Origin of the sequence: Allopontixanthobacter confluentis, from assembly GCF_009827615.1 — a bacterium.
GTDB lineage: Bacteria > Pseudomonadota > Alphaproteobacteria > Sphingomonadales > Sphingomonadaceae > Allopontixanthobacter > Allopontixanthobacter confluentis.
Window position 1 is genome coordinate 535527 of the sequence record NZ_WTYU01000001.1, and the last position, 16534, is coordinate 552060.

15 protein-coding genes and 2 pseudogenes are annotated in these 16534 nt (G+C 51.6%); 7 read left to right on the forward strand and 10 right to left on the reverse strand.

The genetic code is table 11. The features are described from left to right. Positions 1 to 416 precede the first annotated feature (416 nt). A pseudogene (locus tag GRI44_RS02475) lies at positions 417 to 1846 on the forward strand (IS3 family transposase). 340 nt (positions 1847 to 2186) lie between these two features. Next, positions 2187 to 2786 carry a response regulator transcription factor gene (locus GRI44_RS02480; protein ID WP_160599877.1) on the forward strand — a complete coding sequence of 200 codons (600 nt, stop codon included), beginning with the start codon at positions 2187 to 2189 and terminating at the stop codon, positions 2784 to 2786. Here GRI44_RS02480 and GRI44_RS02485 read toward each other — a convergent pair. Together GRI44_RS02485 and GRI44_RS02490 are read right to left on the reverse strand one after the other, a co-directional pair. After that, a complete protein-coding gene (locus GRI44_RS02485; protein ID WP_160599878.1) occupies positions 2783 to 3154 on the reverse strand; it encodes a hypothetical protein in 372 nt (123 codons plus the stop codon). The genes GRI44_RS02480 and GRI44_RS02485 overlap by 4 nt on opposite strands. A 347-nt stretch (positions 3155 to 3501) precedes the next feature. Continuing rightward, positions 3502 to 3984 (reverse strand): MarR family winged helix-turn-helix transcriptional regulator, encoded by a 483-nt coding sequence (locus GRI44_RS02490; RefSeq protein WP_160599879.1) that lies wholly within the window; start codon positions 3982 to 3984, stop codon positions 3502 to 3504. Positions 3985 to 5289: 1305 nt separating this feature from the next. Between GRI44_RS02490 and GRI44_RS02495 the strand changes: the two genes are divergently transcribed. Beyond that, on the forward strand, positions 5290 to 7449 hold the full coding sequence (locus tag GRI44_RS02495; protein ID WP_160599880.1) for a sensor domain-containing phosphodiesterase: 2160 nt from the start codon (positions 5290 to 5292) through the stop codon (positions 7447 to 7449). Between the two features lie 222 nt (positions 7450 to 7671). Here the strand turns inward: GRI44_RS02495 and GRI44_RS02500 are convergent. Continuing rightward, a protein-coding gene (locus GRI44_RS02500; protein ID WP_408609182.1) for an IS3 family transposase occupies positions 7672 to 9017 on the reverse strand; the annotation gives its coding sequence in 2 pieces (ribosomal slippage) (positions 7672 to 8687 and positions 8687 to 9017; 1347 coding nt in all). A 99-nt stretch (positions 9018 to 9116) separates the two neighbouring features. On the opposite strand from GRI44_RS02500, the pseudogene GRI44_RS14170 reads away from it, so the two are divergent. Further along, positions 9117 to 9254, forward strand: a pseudogene (locus GRI44_RS14170) (Rieske 2Fe-2S domain-containing protein); the annotation flags it as partial. A gap of 11 nt (positions 9255 to 9265) precedes the next feature. On the opposite strand, the gene GRI44_RS02510 reads toward GRI44_RS14170, so the two are convergent. From GRI44_RS02510 to GRI44_RS02540, 7 genes are all read right to left on the reverse strand, one after another. Next, a protein-coding gene (locus tag GRI44_RS02510) for an IS3 family transposase (RefSeq protein WP_160599882.1) occupies positions 9266 to 10403 on the reverse strand; the annotation gives its coding sequence in 2 pieces (ribosomal slippage) (positions 9266 to 10166 and positions 10165 to 10403; 1140 coding nt in all). Positions 10404 to 10780: 377 nt separating this feature from the next. Beyond that, positions 10781 to 11335, reverse strand: a complete 555-nt coding sequence (locus GRI44_RS02515) for a helix-turn-helix domain-containing protein (RefSeq protein ID WP_160599883.1) — start codon at positions 11333 to 11335, stop codon at positions 10781 to 10783. Beyond that, a complete protein-coding gene (locus tag GRI44_RS02520; protein ID WP_160599884.1) occupies positions 11332 to 11916 on the reverse strand; it encodes a JAB domain-containing protein in 585 nt (194 codons plus the stop codon). The genes GRI44_RS02515 and GRI44_RS02520 overlap by 4 nt, the downstream gene beginning before the upstream one ends. Further along, positions 11883 to 12329 (reverse strand): hypothetical protein, encoded by a 447-nt coding sequence (locus tag GRI44_RS02525; RefSeq protein ID WP_160599885.1) that lies wholly within the window; start codon positions 12327 to 12329, stop codon positions 11883 to 11885. The genes GRI44_RS02520 and GRI44_RS02525 overlap by 34 nt, the downstream gene beginning before the upstream one ends. A 72-nt stretch (positions 12330 to 12401) precedes the next feature. Beyond that, on the reverse strand, positions 12402 to 12737 hold the full coding sequence (locus GRI44_RS02530; RefSeq protein WP_160599886.1) for a hypothetical protein: 336 nt from the start codon (positions 12735 to 12737) through the stop codon (positions 12402 to 12404). A 24-nt stretch (positions 12738 to 12761) separates the two neighbouring features. Then, positions 12762 to 13319 (reverse strand): LuxR C-terminal-related transcriptional regulator, encoded by a 558-nt coding sequence (locus tag GRI44_RS02535; RefSeq protein WP_160599887.1) that lies wholly within the window; start codon positions 13317 to 13319, stop codon positions 12762 to 12764. A gap of 14 nt (positions 13320 to 13333) precedes the next feature. Continuing rightward, positions 13334 to 13543, reverse strand: a complete 210-nt coding sequence (locus GRI44_RS02540) for a hypothetical protein (protein ID WP_160599888.1) — start codon at positions 13541 to 13543, stop codon at positions 13334 to 13336. A 1635-nt stretch (positions 13544 to 15178) separates the two neighbouring features. On the opposite strand from GRI44_RS02540, the gene GRI44_RS02545 reads away from it, so the two are divergent. The 3 genes from GRI44_RS02545 to GRI44_RS02555 are packed head-to-tail and all read left to right on the forward strand — an operon-like array spanning position 15179 to position 16400. Next, complete coding sequence (locus tag GRI44_RS02545) at positions 15179 to 15487, forward strand: PadR family transcriptional regulator (protein ID WP_160599889.1); 309 nt, start codon at positions 15179 to 15181, stop codon at positions 15485 to 15487. Further along, on the forward strand, positions 15484 to 16050 hold the full coding sequence (locus GRI44_RS02550) for a hypothetical protein (RefSeq protein ID WP_160599890.1): 567 nt from the start codon (positions 15484 to 15486) through the stop codon (positions 16048 to 16050). The genes GRI44_RS02545 and GRI44_RS02550 overlap by 4 nt, the downstream gene beginning before the upstream one ends. Beyond that, positions 16050 to 16400: a hypothetical protein gene (locus GRI44_RS02555; RefSeq protein ID WP_160599891.1), complete on the forward strand. Its 351-nt coding sequence runs from the start codon at positions 16050 to 16052 to the stop codon at positions 16398 to 16400. Before GRI44_RS02550 ends, GRI44_RS02555 begins: the two co-directional genes overlap by 1 nt. Positions 16401 to 16534 lie beyond the last annotated feature (134 nt).

A 16534-nucleotide genomic window follows, 5' to 3' on the forward strand; every position in this document is an offset into this window, starting at 1 on the left:
AACGTAATTGGCGAGGACCGGCTCATCGGCTTACGGTTGCTGTGCACGTCAGTTTGTTTGAATAGGGGCGTAGAGCTTTTTGGAGCAAACCCAAAAAAACCTCTAGCAGGTGCAAAGGATGCTCAGGAATGAGCTTTGCTTAATGTCCGCTTCTGGGTCGGTTCCTACTGGTCTGATTTTATCGAAAACCCGCGATAAGCCGACAGGCTGCTTTTCATGAAATACAAAGCGCTTCTGAACGGCAAAAACTAGGGTGGGTAGCTGTCATTTTGTTTCGGGCTACACTGGCATCTTCCAAGCATTAGGCAAATAGGCGAAATACCCCCAAGATTGTTCCCCGTCAGCACCTATGGCACAAAATTGAGGTTGTGATTTAAGGAGGATTTGGGTCTCGTCGTAGTGACGAAGGAACGAAGATGAGAGCCAAATCCTCAAAACCCAAAGCGAGTGCTGAACGGGTAGTAAAAGACATCCGCCGCGCAACCCGGCGCCACTTCTCCGCCGAAGACAAGATCAGGATCGTTCTGGAAGGCCTGCGGGGCGATGACAGCATTGCAGAGCTGTGCCTCAAGGAAGGCATTGCCCAGAGCCTGTATTACACCTGGTCGGGGCCAAAGGCGACCAAAGGTCTACGAGTTCATGGAGGCCGACAAACGCCGGCTCGCCGGTGATACAGCCCATGCTGCCACCAGTGACGAAGTGAAGGACTTGCGACGGGAGTCTCGGGATATGAAGGAATGCGTTGCGGACCTGACGCTGGAGAACCGTCTGCTCAAAAAAAGCTTGATCGCGGATGGGGAAGAAGGCGCATGAGGTATCCTGCATCCGAGAAGCTGGAGATCATCCGCATCGTCGAGCAGTCGCATCTGCCTGCCCGCAAGACGCTGGACCAGCGCGGCATCGCGCGCCGGACCTTCTACCGCTGGTATGACCACTATCTGGAGGGCGGACCGTAAGCGCTGGAGGATCGGCCCTCAGCTCCCAGCAGGGTATGGAACCGTATCCCGGCACACATCCATGACCAGATCATCGAACTGGCGCTGGAGCAGTCAGAGCTAAGCCCGCGTGAGCTGGCTGTGCGGTTCACCGACGAGAAGCGCTAGTTGGCCGCAAGCGCCCTTCTTCGCTTCGCTTCGAATCAGCGTCGGAAGCCACGGTTTACCGCCTGCTCAAGGCCCATGATCTGATCACCAGCCCAGCCTATGTGGTGATCAAGGCCGCGGACCGGTTCCATACCCAGACCACCCGGGTAAACGAGATGTGGCAGACAGACTTCACCTACTTCAAGATCATCGGCTGGGGCTGGATGTATCTGTCCACGGTGCTGGATGATTACTCGCGCTACATCATCGCCTGGGATTCGCAGACGGGCGAGGCCCAACCTGTGCAGCACGATGCGGGGCGGGGACGTGACCGACACGCTGGATATTGCGCTGGAAGCCTCAGGCTGTGATCAGGCCCATGTGCTGCACAAACCACGCCTGCTGTCCGACAACGGCCCCAGCTACATCGCTGGAGAACTGGCGGAATACATTGAAGCGCAGCGCATGAGCCACGTTCGCGGCGCTCCGTTCCATCCTCAGACCCAGGGTAAGATCGAACGCTGGCATCAAACCTTGAAGAACCGCATCCTGCTGAAAATTTTTTCCTGCCCGGCGATCTCGAGGTCCAGATCGAAGCGTTCGTCGAACACTATAACCACCAGCGTTACTACGAAAGCCTGAGCAATGTGACGCCTGCCGACGCCTACTTCGGCAGAGCGGAAACCATCATCAAGCAGCGAGAAAGGATCAAACGAAAGACCATCGAACATCGGCGCTTGCAACACCGCAGGCTAGCCGCCTAATATCAACCAACCAGACGAGGCCGATACACCGCTAATTTACGCAGCAAGTTGTGCCAAATGTTCTGACGACGGACAAACCTCAATTTTGTGCCATAGGTGCTGACGGGGAACACCTTCAAATGACCGGCGCCAAACCGGTGCAAGTCTGACAGAGTTAGCCATCCTGATGCAGGTAAGCGGACCATGGTATCATTTTTGCCAACCTGACAATCTGCAAATTGCAAAAGGCGCCGTCACACACCGGGTAGGTGGTATTACTTAATGACTAGTAAACAAATCTGAATGGGTATAACCCCTTATAAGTGCTACAAATAATCTAAGCAAATGAAAGGGTCGTTTGATGATTTTTTCCAAGGTCGCGCTCATTGATCAAGACTATCGTCGCAAGGCTAAGATATCCATGGCGATGGAAGCTGTTGGGGTTTTTTGCGACCCTTACGACGATCTGAAAGAGTTTACTCAAGCTCCCCCAACTTCAACTTGTATCCTCGCTGCAGATGATGGGTCCTACTCTGCGATAGAGATTATGGAAGAGCTAGCCAGGCAGGGCTGTGCTAACCCGGTAATAGCATTTTCGGACAAAATTGACCTCAATCGCGTCACTGAAACCATGCTTGCAGGTGCTATTGATTTTGTTGCTTGGCCATTTAAGGCCATAGAACTGCTAGACCGCACACAATCTCGCCTTGGCGTGTTGGCAAACTCTCAAAAAATTCGGATGCGGGCAGTTTCTGCAAAGCAAAAACTTCAAGTTCTGAGCTTAAGGGAGAACGAGGTAATTGCCGGGCTTGCAGACGGATTTACGAACAAGCACATTGGCAAGATTATGGGTATCAGCCATCGAACAGTCGAAATTCACAGGGCGAATGCAATCAACAAGCTTAAATTGGACCATTCCTCGAAAGCAATCCGGTTAAAGTTAGAGGCAGATTTAATTTAGTGGGTACGCACGCGCCTAGATGTTAGTGGGCTCGCGTCAGGTTCGCTGAAATGTTTGCGAAACATTTGGCACATTGCGGAAATCATAGCGATCGGTAAAGACGATGCGAAGGCGATCTCATCTTCCTCAGCACCAAGGCAAGCGATGGTCGCGATTGCTTCTCCTTCTGCATTTCTGCTCATCATGAAGCCCACGTTTGGACCGTAAATGCGCAAGATCGCGCTTTCCAAGGCGCCTAGTTCGACAAGCTCTTGAAACTGCAAGCTATCTGGACAGATATCGAGATAATCTCGAACAACGGCGGGCGCTTGTGCAACAACCATGAACAGCGATTTGGCCAGGTGAGTACCATCTTCTACCTGAGCCACTGAGCACCGCTCCAAAAGATCACCCACCGAATTATACCACGAATGATGTGTGAGTTCACGTGGCATCGAGCTCATTTGTTTATACCCTATTGTACGCTTCTAAAGGGTCGATCTAGCGACCCGATCGTTAAGATACCCTCGGCTCAACTACCGTGAAATACCTAGTCTGAGAAACTCGGTAGGCCATCTCTTCAATTCAAGAATTTAGCTTCACTGTCAAGATTGTTCTTAAAAATAACGTGGATATTCAACAAATTTTATTGGAGTTGTGTGGCACGGTCCAGCAAATAATTATTAGCAACATGCCGAAAAATCAGCGCAATAAGTAATTATGAGGACGCGTCCTGCTATCTGCGGTTATTTGCTGATCGATTGTTATCCAGTTGGTCAGAAATTTTTTGTGTTGCTTGTATCGATGCTTCGACATAATCTTCCAGAAATCGGATGACGATTTCTTGCTCGTCTTTGCTATACTTTTTGAGTTTCCTCAAAAATTCTGGAACATAAAGCAAGTATGGGATACTAAGTCTGTTAATTTGGTCAGCTCGAAGGATAATATTCACTTTGCGTTTGTCATGAGGGTCGGCAATTTTCTCGGCTAGGCCCTTGTCGACTAGTCGGTTGATTAACGCAGTCACCGAGCCGCTTGTTAATGATAGGCTAAGTCCAAGTTCTTTTGCTGTCATTTTTCGTGAAACAAACAATTGCTCGATCGCTCTGACCTCAGTTACACCCAAATGGAACTGGCGAGCATGAATTGCTGCGCGTTCAAGCAAATTTGACGAAAGGATTCTCAATTGGCGGGCAATGTGGAAGTGATTCTCCATCATAACTTCTGTCCTCAGGCCTCGCATTTTCTGATGTCAAAAATCGCAGGCGAGTTATTCGGGCTATCAACAAAACTTCCTGCGCCACGCTAAGCTGTTTTTTTGTAGCATCCGAAAAGTCTGTTATTGCCCGCCGCACTCCATGCCCATAAAACTTTCTTTATTTTGCATATCCCATGGTACAAGCTTGCGTCAATCCTTTAAAAATCATATAAAAAACAGTGTCTTGCATTGTTTTCTTGCCTGCCACCAATCGCTTTGCCGAGCCTCGGCCTATCATTTAAGCGAGTTTATGCCGCGCTAATTTGAATGGCTGCGTTGTGTGGCTTAGAGATGATTTACGTTGCGGAAAAAGGCAGCGTTAGGCGGGCGCAGTGTTCGCCTGTTATGCTGCCAACCGACCTCGGATTTCAGGCATTGAAGAAGTCTTAACCAAAGCCTTACCGAAGAAATCGAGCTTTCAGCTTTTTTGTAGCCACGAGCGGGAGGTCTGCATTTCTTCCGAAAATAGTAAGGACCTGAGGGTTGTCGCGATTGTAATGTGACAGCTAGCCTTGACGCAGACGATGCAGCCCGAAGGCAGTATCCAAAGTCTCAATCACTAAGTCTTGTGCATCTGACTTTCGGAAAAACTGAAGCGATGATGGCTTTTCGTTGCGACACTCTAGTTAAGCGTGGGGGCTGGCTCGATAATATTGATCTGATCTTTCGGCCGAACCAGCGCTAGCCTAAATTCAGATCGACCTCTTTAGGTTGATTGGACATCGTCGCACGACCCTACTTGCCGAGTTTCACCGAACCTACGCCATATGCCGTCGCAGTAGCATCATTGGTAAGCTTTGTCTGAAATACATTCTGATTGAAAGATCAAATAAACTGAATTAATTCATAAGTTTGCTCGATTTTATAAAAAACTTTCGCGTGACCGGCTTTAAATTATTTCAAATTGCTTAAACGTCTTTGGATTGATCCCGCATTTTTGTGCCGAGTTTTGGGTTCTCGGATAATTAAGAGCCAAAGTCCGCGCTCATAGATAATTTCGGAAATAACGAGAGTTTTTCTGGCTCTCAGTTGAGCCACGCTCACGCAAACGTCACCGAAAACCAGAAATTCGTCAAATAAAATTATGCAAAAACAATGCTATACGTGTTTGCCCGCATTAGGCATTTTGGGCATTGGAAGACTTTCTTCGCAGGCTACAGACTTGTGTAAACGAGGGTAAATTCGATGCAAACGATGATTGGGTGCGAGAATGCACGTTTGCAGGCACTGTATGCTTTGCAAATCCTAGATTCACCACGTCAAAGAATGTTTGATCAGATCACCGAACTATGCGTGGAGCTTTTTCACAGCTCAGTGTCACTTATATCTTTCATGGATGCAGAGCGACAGTGGTACCTTTCGACCTGCGGGGTCGATCTAATTGAGGTGCCTCGCGATGTGGCAATTTGCAATTATCCAATATCTACAGGATGTAGCCTGGTGGTGCCGCGGCTCGCTAGTGATGAACGATTTTCAAATAATCCACTGGTTGCATGCGAGGGCGGAATTCAATCATACATGGGCTGCCCAGTTCGAGGTCCAAATCAGGTAATAATTGGGACGGTCTGCGTTGTCGATCAACGCCCAGACTGGTTCGCTCCTTCGCAACTTATAGTGCTAGAAGGCATAGCGCGAATAGTGGAGGATCTGCTTGAGTTGCATGCCAAAAGCCATCAGGCCGAACAATTAACCCACGACTTGGCGATTAAGAAAGAATCATTAAAGAATTCGAATCGAATTTTTAACCAAGCTGAGCGGGTCGCTAGAGTCGGTTCTTGGGAGCTCGAAGTTGATTCGAATAAACTGACCTGGTCAGCGCAAGTTTATGCCATCCACGGCTTAGAGCCGGACAGTGATATCGATTTATCGAATGCCATAAATTTCTATGAGCCCGAAGATCGGCCTGCCGTCGAAAAAGCGGTATCCAACGCGATGGAAAAATCTGAACCTTTTAAATTCGAGGCAAATCTTCGTGCGGCTGATGGTGGGTCAGTGCGTGTAAGAACTGTAGGGGAATACCTGCCAGCGGATGATTTTTTACCTGCGCGAATAGTGGGAGTTATTCATGACATATCGGACTCTTACCATGCGCAACTTGCATTAAAACGCGCTGCTGATTTTGACAGTTTAACCAATTTATTTAACCGCCACGCTTTCGATAGAGTTCTTCAGGCGCGAGTGCGGGCGATGAAAGAAGCGCCAGAAGACCTTTTCCTCTTACTCGTCGACCTTGATGGTTTTAAAGACGTAAACGACATTTTTGGCCATTTGGTCGGAGATGTCGTGTTAGAGGAAATTGGCGACCGAATCTCCCGGGCTGTGCCATTAGATACGACGGTAGCGCGCTGGGGAGGAGACGAGTTTGCTATTATCATCCGTCAGGGGGCCTCAATTGCTGAGGCCCAGCAAGTTGGTGAGGTTATACTTGCTGAGATTTGCAAGCAAACCGAATTCTCCGGCCATAAAATAATGATAAGTGGTACGTGCGGGCTGGCTTGCGCTGACGAAAATAAGTCACCTAAAGAGCTTATCCGAAGGGCTGATTTGGCGCTTTATCATGGCAAGGCCAGAGAACCTGGCCGAGTGCATATTTATGATAAGTCCTTTGAGCTGACTAATGATCTGCGCCATAAAGCAATAGGACAAGTCCGCAGCGCACTTGATGAAAACCGTATTTTCCCAGGCTATCAGCCTATTGTCGACCTGAGAAATAACCAGCTTGTCGGCCTGGAGGCTCTCATGCGTCTAACTACCCGTAGTGGCCATCAGATGACCGCCACTCAAGTACTGCCAGCGATCCTCGACCCAATTTTGTCACGCGAGATCGGCGAGAGGATGCTATCATTAATCGCGGAGGACTTTGATGAGCTAAGGCTCGCGCAACCAAATCTCAAGTTTATCAGCATAAATGCTACAGAAGCTGACTTGATCAGCCGCGATTTTGCGCAAAAATTTCTGAAAGCCCTGGAGAACAACAACGTGCGTCCAAGCCTGGTAACTTTAGAAGTTACCGAAACTATGTTGATGGCAAATGATCGCACGACGGTACAGAAGGTATTGCAAGATTTAAAAGGTGGCGGCATTCAGATTGCTTTGGACGATTTTGGTACGGGATTTTCGTCCTTGTCCCATCTGCGAGATTTCCCAATTGATAAGGTGAAAATTGATCGCAGCTTCGTTGCCTCAATTTGTAGCAACCATCAAGATCGGCTCATTGTCCAAGCTCTCATATCTATGGCGCTTAATCTAAATATTGGTGTAATCGCCGAAGGCATTGAAAAGGTCGAGCAGCGGAAATTGCTACTTCAAATGGGTTGCCTACAAGGACAAGGGTTTTTATTTGGCGCCGCACAAAATGGGTGCCGAACCAAGTTACTGCGGCTCGGCAATCGCTTGACCAGGTTAGGTTGCGAGCAGGCAGCTTAAAAAATGGTCAACAAAAATCTGACACGAATTCTCCAGCCAGACGTTTTGAATGGGAAAACAGTCCGGTTGGCGCTGTTAGAGCAAATGCACTTGATAGACGGGTGAGGCGCTAAGGGAAGGGTGAGGGGATGCCCAGAACCAAAAAATTGTCCGTCGTCAGATAATTTGAGACTGTTGGCCGTTTAAAACAGGTGAGTGTTTGGGATCATCTGTTGGTTGATATTATGCGGCAAGCTTGCGGTGTTGCAAGCGCCGATGTTCTATGGTTTTTCGCTTGATCCTTTCTCGCTGTTTGATGATGGTTTCCGCCCGGCCGAAGTAGGCATCGGCGGGCGTGACGTTCTTCAGGCTCTCGTGATAGCGTTGATGATTGTAATGTTTGACGAACGCCTCGACCTGCGCTTCCAGATCGCCGGGAAGGAAGTAGTTTTCCAGCAGGATGCGGTTCTTGAGCGTCTGGTGCCAGCGCTCGATCTTACCCTGCGTCTGCGGATGGAACGGCGCGCCGCGAACGTGGCGCATATCCTTTTCCGCCAGATAGTCCGCCAGTTCGCCAGCAACATAGCTGGGCCCATTGTCAGACAGCAGGCGCGGTTTGTGCACCACATGAGCCTGGTCACAGCCAGAAGCCGCCAGGGCCAGTTCCAGCGTATCGGTTACATCTTCGGCCCGCATGGTCGTGCACAGCTTCCACGCAATGATGTAGCGCGAGTAATCGTCGAGGATCGTCGATAGATAATACCAGCCCCAGCCAATGATCTTCAGATAGGTAAAGTCCGTCTGCCACAGCTGGTTGGGCGCTGTCGTCTTGTCCTTGAACTCGCTGGCCGCCTTCATCACGATGAAGTTCGGACTGGTAATCAGATCATGGGCCTTGAGCAGGCGGTAAACGCTGGCCTCGGACACGAAGTAACGGCGCTCATCGGTGAACGTCACCGCCAGTTCCCTGGGGCTCAGCTCGCAGCGTTCCAGCGCCATTTCCAGTACCTGTGCCTGCACTTTGTCGGGGATCCGGTTCCATGCCCGGCGCGGTCCAGGGCGCCGATCTTCCAGCGAGTCTTCGCCGAACCGCTGATACAGATCATACCAGCGGTAGAAGGTAGGGCGGGCGATGCCCAGCCTATCCAGCGTCTGCTTCGCGGGCAGATGCGAGCGTTCAACGATGCGGATGATCTCGAGCTTTTCTGAGGCAGGATATCTCATTCTTCGCCTCCCCCATCCCCGATCATGCTTTTTTTGAGCAGACGCATCTCGAGTGTCTGCTCGGCCACCACTTCCTTCAGGTCGCGGGCTTCACGGCGCAATTCGCGCACTTCATCGGTATTGGCGCTGCGCGCCGTATCCCCGGCAAGCCGGCGCTTTCCGGCTTCCATGAAGTCCTTTGACCATTTGTAATACACGCCCTGCGCAATGCCTTCACGGCGGCACAGCTCAGCGATGCTATCTTCACCGCGCAGGCCTTCCAGCACGATCCGGATCTTCTCTTCCGCACTGTATTGCTTGCGGGTCGCCCGGCGGATGTCTTTGACTACCCGCTCTGCGGGTGCCTTTGAGTGTTTTGCGTTCATTTCCGTTCCTTACAGTCACTGCAACGAACCCAAAACACTCACTTATTTCATGCAGCCAATCTGTCTATTGAACGCTGACGGGGGACAGCGCATTCCGCCGTTTGTCCGCGTTGGCTTGGACTGCTGGACAAAGCCAGAGTTATTGACGGCTCAATCCGATGCCCTTGGCATGGCTATGTCTTCAATCTGTTAGATGGGAGATGCCAATCGCAACCAGCGCTGAAGCTTATTGAATAGCGCCTAGTTTTCTAGACGCCTTGCTGTCTCGTTGCCTGCTGTCGTTCGAACTCGACGGGCGACAGCATCCCGTTCCTGACATGCTTGCGCACCGTGTTATAGAACATTACGATGTAATCGAACACGTCCTGCCGGGCTCCCCCGCGTGTTTTGTATGTGCGCCTTCGGATGCGCTCGCGCTTGAGTTGGTTGAAGAAGCTCTCGACCACGGCGTTATCGTGACAGTTGCCTCGTCGGCTCATTGAGTGCTCAAAATTGTGGGCTCTGGTGAACGCAGCCCAGTCCATGCTGGTGAACTGCGAGCCTTGGTCCAAGTGGATCAGGACCCGATGCTTCGGGTTGCGCCGACAGACGGCTATATGGAGAGCCTGCAGGACCAAGTCTGTAGGCCGGCGGCTTCGCATCGGCCAACCCACCACAAGGCTTGAGTAGAGATCGAGTACGACCGCGAGGTAGGCAAAGCCCTCCATCGTGCGGATGTAGGTTACGTCCGTCACCCAGGCCTTGCCTGGCGCGGCGACATCGAACTGCCGAGCCAGCGTGTTGTCGATGGCCACGGATGGCTTGACGCCATAGCTACCCGATCGGCTTTTGTAGCCAATCTGCGCCTTGATGCCAGCTATTCGCGTCAGCCGTGCTAAGCGGCTCGGACAGCACGTCTCGCCCTGATCGAGCAGATCATCGTGCAACTTGCGGTAGCCATAAACCTTGTTGCCGTCATTCCAGGCTTGCCGGATCTGCTGGGTCTGACGGGCATCTTCCCGGGCGCGCTGATTCAGCGGGGCCTTTCGCCATGCATAGCAACCGCTGGGCTGCACAGCCAAGCAGCGGCACATCGCCCGAACCCCGAAATGATCACGAAGCTCGGCAATGAACGGGTATCTCACTTGGGATCTCTGGCGAAAAACCCGGTGGCTTTTTTAAAATCTCGCGCTCCTCGGTGACCCTGACAAGATCGCGCTTCAATCGCCGGATCTCGGCATCCTTATCATCGCCGCCAGCAGGCCGAGGGACCTTCTTCTTCCAAGCATACAGCGAGGGCTGGCTGACCCCCATGCGCTGCGAAACCTCCGCAACCGGATAGCCTCGCTCCGTGATCTGAGCCACCGCATCCCGCTTGAACTCACAGCTGAAATTTACTCTGCTCAAATTCGTCTCCTTACCTCAAAAGTAGGAAAGAAGGCGTCCAGAAATTTAGGGGCTATTCAGAGCGCCTTACGCCGGTTTCGTCGACGATGTCTATTTGATTATCGGGCTAGCGTTCGCATCAATGATGGTTCTTCTATTCGTTACGAACCTCACCCTGCGCATCATATTCTCCCATTTGCACAAGCCGACCAAGGTCCTGTTATTCTGAGCTAAGCCTCAGCTATTCAAAGTTTGCGGAGGGGCCGATGCCAAATGTTTTGAAGTGAGACGCGGCTGAGAGGCTTAGGGCCAATTCAGCATAACTTACGAAAAAAATATCATGAGGCCGTTGGCCCAAGATATTAAAAGGATAATAGAAATAACCGCCGCTTCGACTTTCATAAGGAAGCCTCTTTATGATCAAACATGAAACTCTTATCACTCGATATATGGTCATAGATTGGCCGGGTACCCGCCCGGACTGTCAAGTACGAAGCCATATCCTGAACGCCTTTTTCGGTCAATTCAACATACGCAACCCGTTTGTCGGCTTTCGAAACATCACGTGAAATCAGACCTGCTTCTTTAAGTAGGGTCAGATGCCTGAGTGCAGTGGTGCTAGGTCCGGCACTGGCGATACAGGCACTGGTAACTGATACCCTCTTTCCTGATCCATGATGGATGAAAAGGTCCAAAAGAATGTCCCAGCTCATTTCACCAAACAAGGAGGCGTCCAGATGCCGACTCCGCTCGCGCCGGGCGCTGTATTCGTCCCTCGCGACTGACGTAAGCAAAGGCAGGGAGCGTTCGCTAAGCACTAGTTCGTTGGCGCGTCGTTTGCTTGGAGCGCTAACCCGACTGCCGTCAGACATTTCAATCCTTTCGGCAAGTTTCAGCAAAATTTTGGCTATGTATTTGAGCACTTCGCTTGTGCTCATCGATTCAAGAATCATAACTTTCGCCCTGCCGCCAAGCTATAGGCTCCCGAAGCTGTTATGATAAGATGGTCGACTAGTTCAATTTCGAGCGTCTGAACAATGGACGAAAGAGACTTGGTTGCGGCTAAGTCCTGTTTACTGGGACGACAGTCGCCAGAAATATGATTGTGAGCAAGAATTATGCGGTCTGCCTCGAGCGCAATTGCTCGTGATACGACCGTCCTAGCCTTAAACTCGACTGCTCCTGCTCGTCCGATCGCCAAAGTTTCGTCAGCCAGATAGCGAGAGCTTGAGTCCAGGAAAATACCGTGCAGCCGTTCATCGCGAAGCCCAGAAAACTGCCAACGAAGGTATCGAAGCAGAGCAGGATCGCAGCTGGAGACTGGTCTGCCCACTGCTTCTTCGCGCAACGCAGTTTCCATTAGATCACGTGCGGCGTGCAAAAGCGCGGCCACTTGCGCGTCTGCGGGTAAAACTTGTCGCAATTGCTCCACTGATGCTGATACAGCACGATTAATGCTTCCAAAATGAGCAATCAATTGAGCAGCTATCTTTGGAGCGTCTAATCCAGAGACTGGGGCGAGCAATTCCGCCACGACTTGTACTTGCCGATACGACGCTTCCGCCGTACGTGCATCAGAGTCCCCAATGCGAGCAATCCTATCTGAAAATATGATGGTGCTATCGTCGTGACTGCGTAGACAATTTGCCCTGCTCCGGTGACAAGTTCTCGACCCAGATGACCCAACAAGGCTATTAGTTGAAACGAGGCGAACCATAAGGTGTATGTCCGGTTTGCCTGAAGCGCCACAGCTAACGCACCAAGAAGGGCGATACTGTCCAATATTGCATGTCCCACATCTATGCCGGAAATTTGGAAGCCGACGCCGGTGACGGCATGATAAATGTGGTCAGCTAACCCCAGGCCAATTAAAATGCCCGCGAGCGAACGTTCCGGTCCCGCGCCCCAACCTAAAGCTCCAATCAACACAATGATCAGAAAGATCAATTGGGCTACAAGCCTTATCTGAGAGGCGGGATCCATTAGTTGCAGTTCAAATCGCGGGCACCAAGGGTGATGTCACGCGGCAATGCGTTCTTCAGGCAATTGGAATGCGCCGGGTTTGGTTACTGTCGGAACATATTCGTCCAAAATCCCGACCTCGGGCGCCAATGTGCTGAGTTCAGAGTGGACGCGGAAAATCTGACTAGAAGCTTGAAGGACGTGTCGCTCAACCTCTGCAAGTCGCAATAGCGCGCTCTGACCACTTGCTACGGGGACATCTGGATGCTGCCTCGCTTGAACCATCGCCTGCTTAAGCCTTGCTCCCAATTCTGTGGCTTCATCAAGCACAGCTTCGGTTTCACGGATCAGTTTTTTAATCATAAGCGCGTTATCTAGTAGCGATTTTGTCATCTCAGGTCTCCAAGCCCCCGACGCTCAATCGGCAGGTTGATCAGAATTAGGAGAGACGTAAACCACATCGTTCACAGCAGCATCTAGCGACATGTACACCGTGATGATCAACGCAACTGAAGCTAGTAAGCCGAGCGCGATGAACACTACGAGGAACAGCCTTGCCGTGACCGCATGATCTCCGTCGAGCATCCCCGGGACTATGCGCTCACCCACTTTCGTCTCCCACGGTGCTTGCATCCCAAATGGAATGCTATCGTGTAAGACAAAATGGCCAGCGGCGTCCTTGGCTCCTTGTTCGCCGGATATCTGACATGCCGGAACTCTATTTTTGCTATATATAGGTTTTCTATAGGGGCTTTTTTCCATCGAAACACGATAGCAATCCGCCAATTCGTTCAACGTATTGACCTTAAGTTTTTCCTTCAAAGTTTTGATGTGCTGATTGACCCTCGCTTGGGAAATTCCCAATTCAAGAGCGATGACCTTCAAGGGTTTCCTCACCGAGTTAAGCTCAAGGACTGCAACTTGACGCTCGGTGAGAGATGCCAAGATGTCATCGTCCAAGTTTTGGGAGCCCATTTTATGCCTCCTTATCAACCCTCTTTATTGTCTGCATTCTCAAGCTTCGCGGCCTCGCAAGATGTCCATGCATCTTGAATGTGAATGCCAACCTTGGTCAGCCCCAATCTATCAGCATCCACCAATGCCCGCCTTAACGAATCAGAAAGGTTATGTATCCCTTCGATGCGTGTTTTAGTGGCCTGAAACGCGTCAATCGAGCGCGGTTTTGGAGAGTTTTTCATTCGAGATCGTGTATCAGTTTCGAAAAAAACCGCAATATTTGCAACCATAAGTTCGAGGTATAACCGTGCTGCCCTGTTGACTGATCGAGGATACAGCATTGTAGCGCACGAGCGCTTATGTTTCACAAGCAGACGCGTTGCTCGGACGTATCTGGGAAAATGTCTTAACCGGGAGCATTCAAAAAGTTTTTAGGATACCAGCTTGTCCGGTTGCGAGCCGCTCGACTTGGCAACCTGGGGCTGACGGCTCGACCTTACCGCGGAGGGTGGCAAGTGCAGAGCATTGAGCTGATCGCTGTTGGCTTCGCCCGACGATACTTGTCGGTGCCCATAAAAGGGTGCACCAGGAACATCTAAAATACCCGTTAAGTGCGAGTAAATCATCACGAACCTCGTCGATGTTCCGGTCGAATTCCATATCCTGGAAACACGGCCGGACCGACTTGAGGCGCTGGGCGAGCCCGATTGTGCGGTCTATACCATGCTGTGGAACGAAGACGGGCTTTTGACGCAAGAAAGAGAGCATTGGCTCGCCGAACATCAGCCAATCGGACTGCGCCGGCCCTCGACCTCGGCGCGGAGCGGGCCGAGCGCTCCATACTTTCAATGCTTTTTGAATTTGGCGGTGCTATATTTCGACTGACCGGCCTTGAAGGATGCCTCGTTACGTATTCCGCTGTATCCCCGCATTGGATCGGATCGCTTGACGAGGCTCCAGTTGTTGACGGCTCGATCCGGTGCCCTTGTCCAAGTCTATCTGTTCGATCTGGTGGATGGTAGATGCCAATCCCAACCAGCGCTGAAGCTGGCGCCGCCGCCAGAAGTCCGATTGATCGACGGACGCGTCGTTGCGGCAAGGGCAATTTGGGCGCGCCCTTAGATTGAGCTTTCTTGTGAAGGGGGGGTGGCCTGTTTCTATGCCTTTCAGAAGTTCCAAGGATTCGTAGTACATTGAAAAACAACGATATTCAACGCTGATTGATTATCGAGTAATGGAAAGTTTCTATTGTCGCAATCCTGCCTGTAATCAGACCCTCAATCGACAAAATGTCCGAGAAAGCGGGAAAGTGGACAAACTCTATTGTCTATTCGACCTGCCGAAATGGCGCAAATCTGTGACTGAAACGACAAGTCTTTTTTGTCCCACTACAACTGATTGTTGTGAGACAATAAAGTCTTTTCACTGCGTACGCTTTGACGTAAAAGCTTTCTGGTCAGTATCTTGAATTTTGGCCGATTTCCGGGCGTTTCCGGAACTACGCATTTTTTCGCGTTCTTCGAGCCGAGCGGGAGACTTGCAGTTCACCAGCGTGGACTGGCATGCGTTTACCAGAGCGCACAAACTTGACCGCTCGATAAGACCGAACGGGGCAGTCGCGACTAGATCCGCCGAAATGGCCGCCGTTCTTGGTTTGGAATTGCCGTTGCCGAGAGCCGCGCCCAGTCAAGGTCGCCCTGTGCGCCACGATAGCTCAATTTGAACCGCGGCAAGTGCGTGTTGGATGGCAGCAATATCGTGACGATCAAAATGCCTGAGCGAGGTATTTTCTTAAGCGTCGATCAAATTGCACCATTGTGCAAATAAACCCAATCAGCATGCTTGCATTAGAAACTCTACATATGTAGATCAGTTGGATGGCTAGACGCTCCAACATCTCCAGACAGACCCGTGCCGTTTTGGCGGCGCTGCTCGAACAGCCCCGCGAGTGGCATTACGGTTATGACTTGATGGAGCGGACCGGCCTCGCGTCAGGAACGCTTTATCCGATGCTGATCCGTCTCTGCGATCAGGGTAACCTCGAAGCGCGATGGGTTCCTTCGCCGCACGAGGGGCGTCCGCCCCGTCATGCTTACTGTCTGACCCCGTCCGGGTTGGTGCTTGCCCGGGACAATCCGCCCGGCAATGCGCGCACTCCACTACAAGCCAAGGGATTTGCAACATGACTTCGAGGTTGAAATCACGCGCGCGCGGATTGCTCGCGCTCGCCATCAAAATCGCGCCACCCGAGCGCAAGGTATGGTTCACGGCGATGGCTGCCGAAATTGATCACGTCCCCGAAGCCGAGCGCGCACTTTTCGCCGCAGGATGCATTGTCGCCGCTTTCAGAGAGCGCATGGTTTCGCCACGCTTCCTACACCGAATTGTCCGCGGAATTTTGATCGGAGGAGCGATGGGGTGGGCCGCGATGAACATCCGTTTCGCAGGGCGCATGTCGGTGACCGACGCATCTGTCCTGGAGGCTGCGGCCTATACAATCGCGCTGTTATTCGTGGTTGGCGCTCTTGCTACGGCGAGGTTCGGATACCGTGCGACAATTAGCTTGGCCACGCCATTGATCGCCGTGCTGGCGGCCGTTGCACTATCGATCAGGCTGGGCAGCCTTCCAACTCCCATGGCAGATCTTTATTTTGCACTGATTGTGGAGGATCTCTTTATTTTAATGGTGGCGTTGCTGGTCGCGGTTGCCGCTTCTCGTCTCATTAGCGCTCAGCGGGAGTTTGGTTGATGCGTATCCAGACCCTGGGGCGGGCATTGGCGATTGCTGCCGGGCTGTTGGGTGCGGCACATCTCGCACTGACGCCTCTGGCCTATCCCAACTGGACGATCGACGCGCTATGGTTCGTTGGTTCCGGCCTGGCCATTGTGGTGGCCGCCGCCGCGAATTTCGATGGGTTTGGAAAGACAGGGCTGCGCAGCCGGCTGTTCGTGGCTCTGATCAACATAGCTATGAGCTGCTTCTTCGCGGCGGCTTGGCTGGTTCTGCCGGAACCTCAGGTCATCATTGGCGGAGTGCTGTTTCTAGGCTTGGCCGCCTGCTCGCTGCCAGCACGGAAAGTGCGACCAGTCGCGAGCTAAAGTCCGCAATTGTCAGGACTTCGTATGACGGCACTTCGTATGACGGCTTTGTCGTTTTGCCCGGAACTGCAGATTTTGCTGAGCGCCCCAGACCGGCAACTTTCAAGGCGGCAAAAGTTAATGCTAAGCAGTGA

Bases quoted from the DNA above. Each gene is read 5' to 3' on its own strand.
- GRI44_RS02540 (WP_160599888.1), bottom strand. From the start codon at position 13,543: ATGAAAAACTCTCCAAAACCGCGCTCGATTGACGCGTTTCAGGCCACT.
- GRI44_RS02515 (WP_160599883.1), bottom strand. From the start codon at position 11,335: ATGATTCTTGAATCGATGAGCACAAGCGAAGTGCTCAAATACATAGCC.
- GRI44_RS02490 (WP_160599879.1), bottom strand. From the start codon at position 3,984: ATGATGGAGAATCACTTCCACATTGCCCGCCAATTGAGAATCCTTTCG.
- GRI44_RS02480 (WP_160599877.1), top strand. From the start codon at position 2,187: ATGATTTTTTCCAAGGTCGCGCTCATTGATCAAGACTATCGTCGCAAG.
- GRI44_RS02550 (WP_160599890.1), top strand. From the start codon at position 15,484: ATGACTTCGAGGTTGAAATCACGCGCGCGCGGATTGCTCGCGCTCGCC.
- GRI44_RS02535 (WP_160599887.1), bottom strand. From the start codon at position 13,319: ATGGGCTCCCAAAACTTGGACGATGACATCTTGGCATCTCTCACCGAG.
- GRI44_RS02555 (WP_160599891.1), top strand. From the start codon at position 16,050: ATGCGTATCCAGACCCTGGGGCGGGCATTGGCGATTGCTGCCGGGCTG.
- GRI44_RS02545 (WP_160599889.1), top strand. From the start codon at position 15,179: ATGGCTAGACGCTCCAACATCTCCAGACAGACCCGTGCCGTTTTGGCG.
- GRI44_RS02495 (WP_160599880.1), top strand. From the start codon at position 5,290: ATGTTTGATCAGATCACCGAACTATGCGTGGAGCTTTTTCACAGCTCA.
- GRI44_RS02530 (WP_160599886.1), bottom strand. From the start codon at position 12,737: ATGACAAAATCGCTACTAGATAACGCGCTTATGATTAAAAAACTGATC.